This window comes from [Clostridium] citroniae WAL-17108, from assembly GCF_000233455.1.
GTDB lineage: Bacteria > Bacillota > Clostridia > Lachnospirales > Lachnospiraceae > Enterocloster > Enterocloster citroniae.
Map to the genome: position 1 here is coordinate 272387 of NZ_JH376422.1, position 6000 is coordinate 278386.

The window sequence follows — 6000 nt, forward strand, 5'->3', positions numbered from 1 at the left end:
CTGCATTTGTCAGGGCTTGTGACCTACACCATCAGGTGGCTGCATTAAGGAGGGGCCTAGACCCCTTTTTACTAATGAGTTATTCCCGGTGTGAAGGTATCAGGCATCCGTCCTGGCGGCCTTCTTTATATCCCTTCAGCCACACCTGATCCGCATCCAGACGCGTTCTGGTCTGAAATCCAATCATCCAGCCGCTCAGACCCGCCAGAACGATCAAACCCAGAACGCTAATGAATCCCCATATTCCAAGCTTGCCCCCCATCACTAAAACTGTTAGTACTGCCGCCATGCTGCTCCCGATCATAAGTCCTCTTACCATCATTATCACTTTTTCATTCAAACGCTTCATGCCTGTTCCCCTCCTATATAAACCTGATTCCCATGGTACCGGCCACCCGCTCAAGTCCAGCCATTGATACATCCTCATCATTTACCGCGTTACGGAACACATTGACCATTCCACGGATTCCCCATTTGCTTCGGCTGATGCTGTGCAGGTAGTCAATCTCTTTCGTCATCCTACGTTCTTCCAATGCGGGAAGCAGTTTGACCACATCTTCCCTTTTGATGTCTGTAGTCCGGTACCGGCCATGGAGCCGGGTCCGGTTAAACTGCTGGGAAAAGATGGCTTCCTGTCTGCCCAGCATCTTATTGTATACTTCTACGTTACCGATCAGGACGATGCCGATTCCCGGCTTCCCCGTAAGAGGATCTTCATCCACCCAGCCCCTTATCTCTTCCAGAGCCATGAATTTTAGGTTCTGGGCCTCATCAATGATGATGATTTTATCCGTCTCCTTCAGCTTGTCCTGGATTGCAAGGGACAAATCTTCCGTCCGCTGGTTCTCCGGCAGTTTCAACGTCCTCCCGATCATCTTCAACAGGCTTCTTAATGTCCCAGTGCTGGGGGCCGCCTTCAGGTATACCGTGGTGGATGGGTTGTCCTGAAGAAACTTGGCAGCTGCCTTGGTTTTCCCGATTCCGGCGTCTCCGTCAATAACCACAATCCCCTTCTCAAGCTGACAGTAGCGGATCAACTTGTAGGCCGCTTCCGATATGGATGTAGGGATGTATCCCTGGAGGCTGGCTCGGAAGGGCTCCGCCTTCCGGCTGTTCTGGCCCTGTTCTTCCTTGATCCGGAAGAATTCTTCCAGCTTTTTCTCGACCTCCCCAATATCGCCCTTGTCATAGACGCTTCGGCGGTACTGGCTGAGTACTGCCGCGCTAATCCCCAGGATCGGTGCTGCTTTTGCCTGGCTTAGGCCCTCGGCCTCCAGGTAATCTTCCAGCTTCTTCTGTAATTTTACGTTATACTCTTTACTCATTGCATTTACCTCCCTGTCTGTCCCTTATCTCTGTTTTTCCTGTTCATGTCTGATTTCCGCATTCCGGATCATTCGGTCCAGATTGATACCTCCAACCACCTTCTTAAATGCTGGTTCCTCGTCTGCCCTCTGAACCTCTATCACCTTGGGGTTGGCCTTGCCCTGGTAATTCTCTTTATTGTATTGTGCTTCCTTCAGCACCAGTTCCATGGCTGTTACCTTGTCACAATCTGCCAGGACAGCATGTTCAATATATTCCTTAGCAACCTTTTCCAGCCTCCGGGTTTTTGCCATAGCTGCTTTGACATCTTCTCTGCTGGCATTATAGGAAAGAACTGCTTCATTATCCGCTGGTACCGTCATAATGTAACGGTCCTCCAGGTCATAAATCCGTACTTCGCTTAGATTATCCGGGTCATATCTGAAATACACCTTCTTGCCAAGCATTAGATGGACAAAATCATCGTTCCAGTAATCAATTCGCCCTCCGGCAATATCCAGGTGTACCCCTCGCCTGCCTACGGTCTGTGCACGGCTGCTGCGCATAAGCATGAGATTCAGGGCTTCTGCCGTGGCTGTGCGTTTTTTAATCAGATGTTCGTTAAATACATCCATTTTGAGTTTTCCATGGTCTGCCGGGACTGCCCCATGATAGGGCTGAAGGTTGAAATAATAGTCAATCACTGCCTCGACATATTCCTGAAACTCATCATCTGAATAGATTCTATCCTTCTTTAAAACGCCTTTTAAACGTTCTGGCTTTTCAACCACACTGCCTCCCGTATAAGTATCAAACAGCCTTGACAGGGAATCCTTGACATCGCGGAACCGGCGCTCAATAATCTTGGCCTTTGCGTTCCGGACGATGGCATTCGTCATGTTGATTCCAAGCCGCTTGAACACGCCAGGCGGTTCAAACCGCTCCTCGCCATTTTTAGGCTTCTTTCTGCGGTGCCCCAGCCCTCCGATATCAAAGGTCAGGAACTCCCGGCCATTATCTACGTAAATGTTATCTGGAATACCGTAGTTCAGGATTCCTTTCCGGAGGGCAATCAGTGTAGCCTCTGAACTGGGATTGTATGTAATATGGTATCCGGTAAATATGCCGCTTCTGGCATCCAGGAAGGCCGTCAGATAAGGCCGGTGGAGTTTTCCGCTCTTATCCCTTACCATCACGTCAAATGTATGGTTATCCGCAATCCACCACTCATTGCTGGCAATGTCCTCGTAAATCCTACGAATGTGTGGAGCACAGCGATCATTATATGCCTTATGGCCCTCACGTCCCAATACCTTCACGCCCTCCGGAACCTCATTATTCAGTCTCCGATAAAAAGCAGAATAGCTTGGAATATCCGCGTACAGCTCCGGCTGATTTTCACGAATCCACATCTTTGCATACTCCAGACATTTCTGGATTGGGTGCTGGCTCTCGTCCAGGTAGTAATAGAGAAACGCCTGCCAAACGGTTTCGTTAATAGCGCTGCTCCCCTTCCTCCATTTTCCACGCTTGTCAATCAACCCGCTCAGATCATCCTCCCGGACAGATTTCCACTTCCGATAAAGGATATCGAGGGAAATGTTCCGGTCTGGGTATTCCAGGCTGCACCAGGCGATAAATTTCTGATCCACCTCCGCCTTTGAACCGCTCGGGGCCATGCAGCGGTATTCCTGCCACTTCCGAATCAGCCCTATCCAGAAATCCATTTCCTTCCGTTCCGCTTCTGAATATCGGTCAGGTTGCTCCTGCTCTGGTTCCTGATCCGCCGGGACGGCTCCCTCAGCTATCTGCTCCTTCTGCATTTGATACCAGCGTTGTTGGAGCTCTTCGTCTAAGGATTCCAACGGAATCTGGTAGACCTTACGGTTCCGGCTGTTGACCGTTTCTACAGCCTGGAGCTTTCCTTCTTTTATCTTTTTTTGAATATATTGAAAACTACAGCCTTTTACTTCTGCCAGTTGCTTTGCAGTCAGCATCTGTCCCATATCCTTATCACCACCTATAGCCTGTCATCATCAAATGCAGGAGGCTGGCTCTGCATGACGGAGCGGTTGTCTCTGTTTCGACTGTTCCATAATTCTTTATTGTGCTATACTTAAAGAAAAATGGAGGTATCGTTATGAACATAACTGCTGTTGAAGTTTCTAAACGCCTTGACCATCTCGCCCATCAACTATTCATGGTTCCTAAATTTTCTGAACGCTGTGCGTTTCTGGAAGTGACTCTAAAAGATAGGCTTCCTGTACCTTTAAATTTGGCGTTTACATTTGCTAATCCTATAATGAATCTTGTGGATATCTTGATGTATTCATCCTTTCCTGATGATGAACAGTTTTATGAAAAGTTGTTTTCCTTTTCCGATCCACGTGTACTTGTCGGATTTAAGGCCGCCGTTGCGCACTCTGTGGCATATCTGCAAAATGAAGGGCAACAACTGTATAGCGTACCAGAAGATGATTATACATTCTTTCGTGACTATGCTTTCATAGCATTTACATAAGCATTTCACAAAGGCGGGGTTGAGCTTTTTGATATTCTTCCAATAAATCCCGCCTGCATATATTTAGCCAGGCTTTTGTATACCTCAAGCACTCATCAACACTATACTGTGCCGCGTCCAGATAGTAATAAAGGAATGTTCCTATGATTGTCCTGGCACCCTCAGTTGAAATACCCGCCTGTTCTAATTCCTTATAGCATCCTTTCATTTTGAGCTCCTTTTTCAAATGACTTTTAATAACTCTTCAAAATCCTCCACGTTTCCACCCAGCTTCTCAATAATTGGAATTATGTACTTTCTTCCCGACATCCTTCCATGCAGTGCCTCACTAATCCGCGTAGCCGGTATCTGCATCTGCCGCGCCAGCTCCGCCTGAGACATTTCCTGCCCTGCTACTTGGATCCGTACCCAACGGCGGAACTCCGCTATACTTGTAATCTTTTCATTTTTCAAATTCATCAGCCTCCTTTACCCGGTATTGTAGCAGTTCTTTTCCCGTTTGTTGTTAGTTTGTTACAAAATAACGTTTACGGTTATATTCTAACGTGTTATAATTCAATGTAACGTTATTACAAATAGTATATATTCTATTTTGAATAAAGTCAATACTATTTTGAATTATTATATATTGTTTTGAATTCGGAGGATGTCACTGTGGGGACAATAGGAGAACGTTTAGAATATGTAAGAAGTACTATTTTATCAATGAATCAGAAGGATTTTTCACAATTGATAGGTGTTTCTCAAGGTGCTCTAAGCGCAATTGAAAATAATAAGCGCGGATTACCTATGGAGGCAATCATCGAATTAATGAAATATTCAAAAAAGGATAATTTATTTTCATGCTATTGGATATTAACAGGGATGGATGAACCCTCTACGGATAAGGGACTGAGTGTTGATCAAGAGGAGCTGATTAGCACATATAGCCAACTTGATCGTCGTGGTCAGCATCGTGTCCATACTATTATCTATGAAGAATTAGATCGTATGGAACAGGCAAAAAATTCCGCCAAGGTCGGATAATCGAACAATATGACAACATTTTACAAATTGACTTCCATCATACAGAGTGATATATTTTAATTGCATTTACCACCATGCCAGTTTGCCCCTGGCGTACAAAAGAGGAGCTTCCTAGCAATAACGGTCTGCTCCTCTTTTGATGAATATATTCAGTTGGCATTAAGGTTGGCATTAAAATTTTAAATTTGTATATCTCATATATATCTTTTAAAAGGTTCTGTTTTTAACCGTTCAAACAAAAAAACAACATAAAATCAATAGTTTTAAGTACTTTACACAATTTCTTTAAAAAGGTTTTAAACGCTTTTAAACGGTATTTTAAAACCCCTATCTTGATTTCAATATTTCTGGCAAATCTATTTATTTTGACCATTCTAATTTTTCAAGTTGGCATTAAACTTACATAAAAACTCTAAGCCTATTTATAGTCCGTTAAGCCTAAAATATCCCCATTTCATGAGCTTTCTGACCATGTAAGGAGTTTTAAGGGTCTATAAGGGGTCGAGGTTGGCCTACTTTGCATTCTACATGAAAACTTACATCCCCTTTACCTTAAGGATGCAAATTTGCTTAATTTATCTTCATTTGTAACCTTCCGCCTCTTAATGTGTTGCTGCGGCGGAATAGATGCTAAGATACAAATCTTCTAATTTTTTTATTGGGACAAATGCTTATTATAATCGACATTATTTCCGGCTGCACATAATTGTTTTGACATTGCATCATTTTCATCACTGCTAATGTCTGGTTTCGATGGACTTAAATAACAGAAGCGGCCGTATTGCCCAGTTTTCTGTGGGTTAGCCGTGCGATAAGCTAAAAGCCAACACAACGGCTTACAATGCATTACAAGGGTTAATTCAGGTTACCATATTCATGCTTCTCTGTATTACATTTCAGTCGAATCTTCTATTCCGCAAATGCCATTGACACAATAGTCCTTCTCTCATAAGACACGGACAAAAGAATCTGCGATATGCCGTTTTTATCTGCGATCTCTTTTATTCTTCCATACAGAGAAACAAATAGAATACCATTTGAGTCTGTCAAGATTTCTATCTCTTGAAAGCTTCGTATACCCTCAATGTATGTAAACTTTTGTATTACTGTCTTCCTTTAAATGTAAAACCTCTTAAGACAAAAGCAAA

Annotated in this window: 7 protein-coding genes; 2 read left to right on the top strand and 5 right to left on the bottom strand. The window is 44.0% G+C overall.

The annotated features are described in order from the left end of the window. Positions 1-79 precede the first annotated feature (79 nt). Genes HMPREF9469_RS14470 through HMPREF9469_RS14480 form a run of 3 tightly spaced genes read right to left on the bottom strand, consistent with a single transcriptional unit; the run spans position 80 to position 3311 of the window. On the bottom strand, positions 80-349 hold the full coding sequence (locus HMPREF9469_RS14470; RefSeq protein WP_002595631.1) for a hypothetical protein: 270 nt from the start codon (positions 347-349) through the stop codon (positions 80-82). 13 nt (positions 350-362) lie between these two features. Beyond that, entirely contained in the window at positions 363-1325 is a 963-nt protein-coding gene (locus HMPREF9469_RS14475; protein WP_007863134.1) for an AAA family ATPase, read from the bottom strand. 24 nt (positions 1326-1349) lie between these two features. Further along, positions 1350-3311: a Mu transposase C-terminal domain-containing protein gene (locus HMPREF9469_RS14480; RefSeq protein WP_007863136.1), complete on the bottom strand. Its 1962-nt coding sequence runs from the start codon at positions 3309-3311 to the stop codon at positions 1350-1352. Between the two features lie 134 nt (positions 3312-3445). Here HMPREF9469_RS14480 and HMPREF9469_RS14485 point away from each other — a divergent pair, with 134 nt between their 5' ends. Beyond that, entirely contained in the window at positions 3446-3826 is a 381-nt protein-coding gene (locus tag HMPREF9469_RS14485) for a hypothetical protein (protein WP_007863138.1), read from the top strand. Here HMPREF9469_RS14485 and HMPREF9469_RS14490 read toward each other — a convergent pair. Together HMPREF9469_RS14490 and HMPREF9469_RS14495 are read right to left on the bottom strand one after the other, a co-directional pair. After that, positions 3819-4034: a hypothetical protein gene (locus HMPREF9469_RS14490; RefSeq protein WP_007863140.1), complete on the bottom strand. Its 216-nt coding sequence runs from the start codon at positions 4032-4034 to the stop codon at positions 3819-3821. The genes HMPREF9469_RS14485 and HMPREF9469_RS14490 overlap by 8 nt on opposite strands. A 14-nt stretch (positions 4035-4048) precedes the next feature. Continuing rightward, positions 4049-4285, bottom strand: coding sequence for a helix-turn-helix domain-containing protein (locus HMPREF9469_RS14495; RefSeq protein WP_007863142.1), 237 nt, complete (start codon positions 4283-4285; stop codon positions 4049-4051). A gap of 195 nt (positions 4286-4480) precedes the next feature. Between HMPREF9469_RS14495 and HMPREF9469_RS14500 the strand changes: the two genes are divergently transcribed. Beyond that, complete coding sequence (locus HMPREF9469_RS14500) at positions 4481-4852, top strand: helix-turn-helix domain-containing protein (RefSeq protein ID WP_151189888.1); 372 nt, start codon at positions 4481-4483, stop codon at positions 4850-4852. The last annotated feature ends 1148 nt before the right edge of the window (positions 4853-6000 follow it).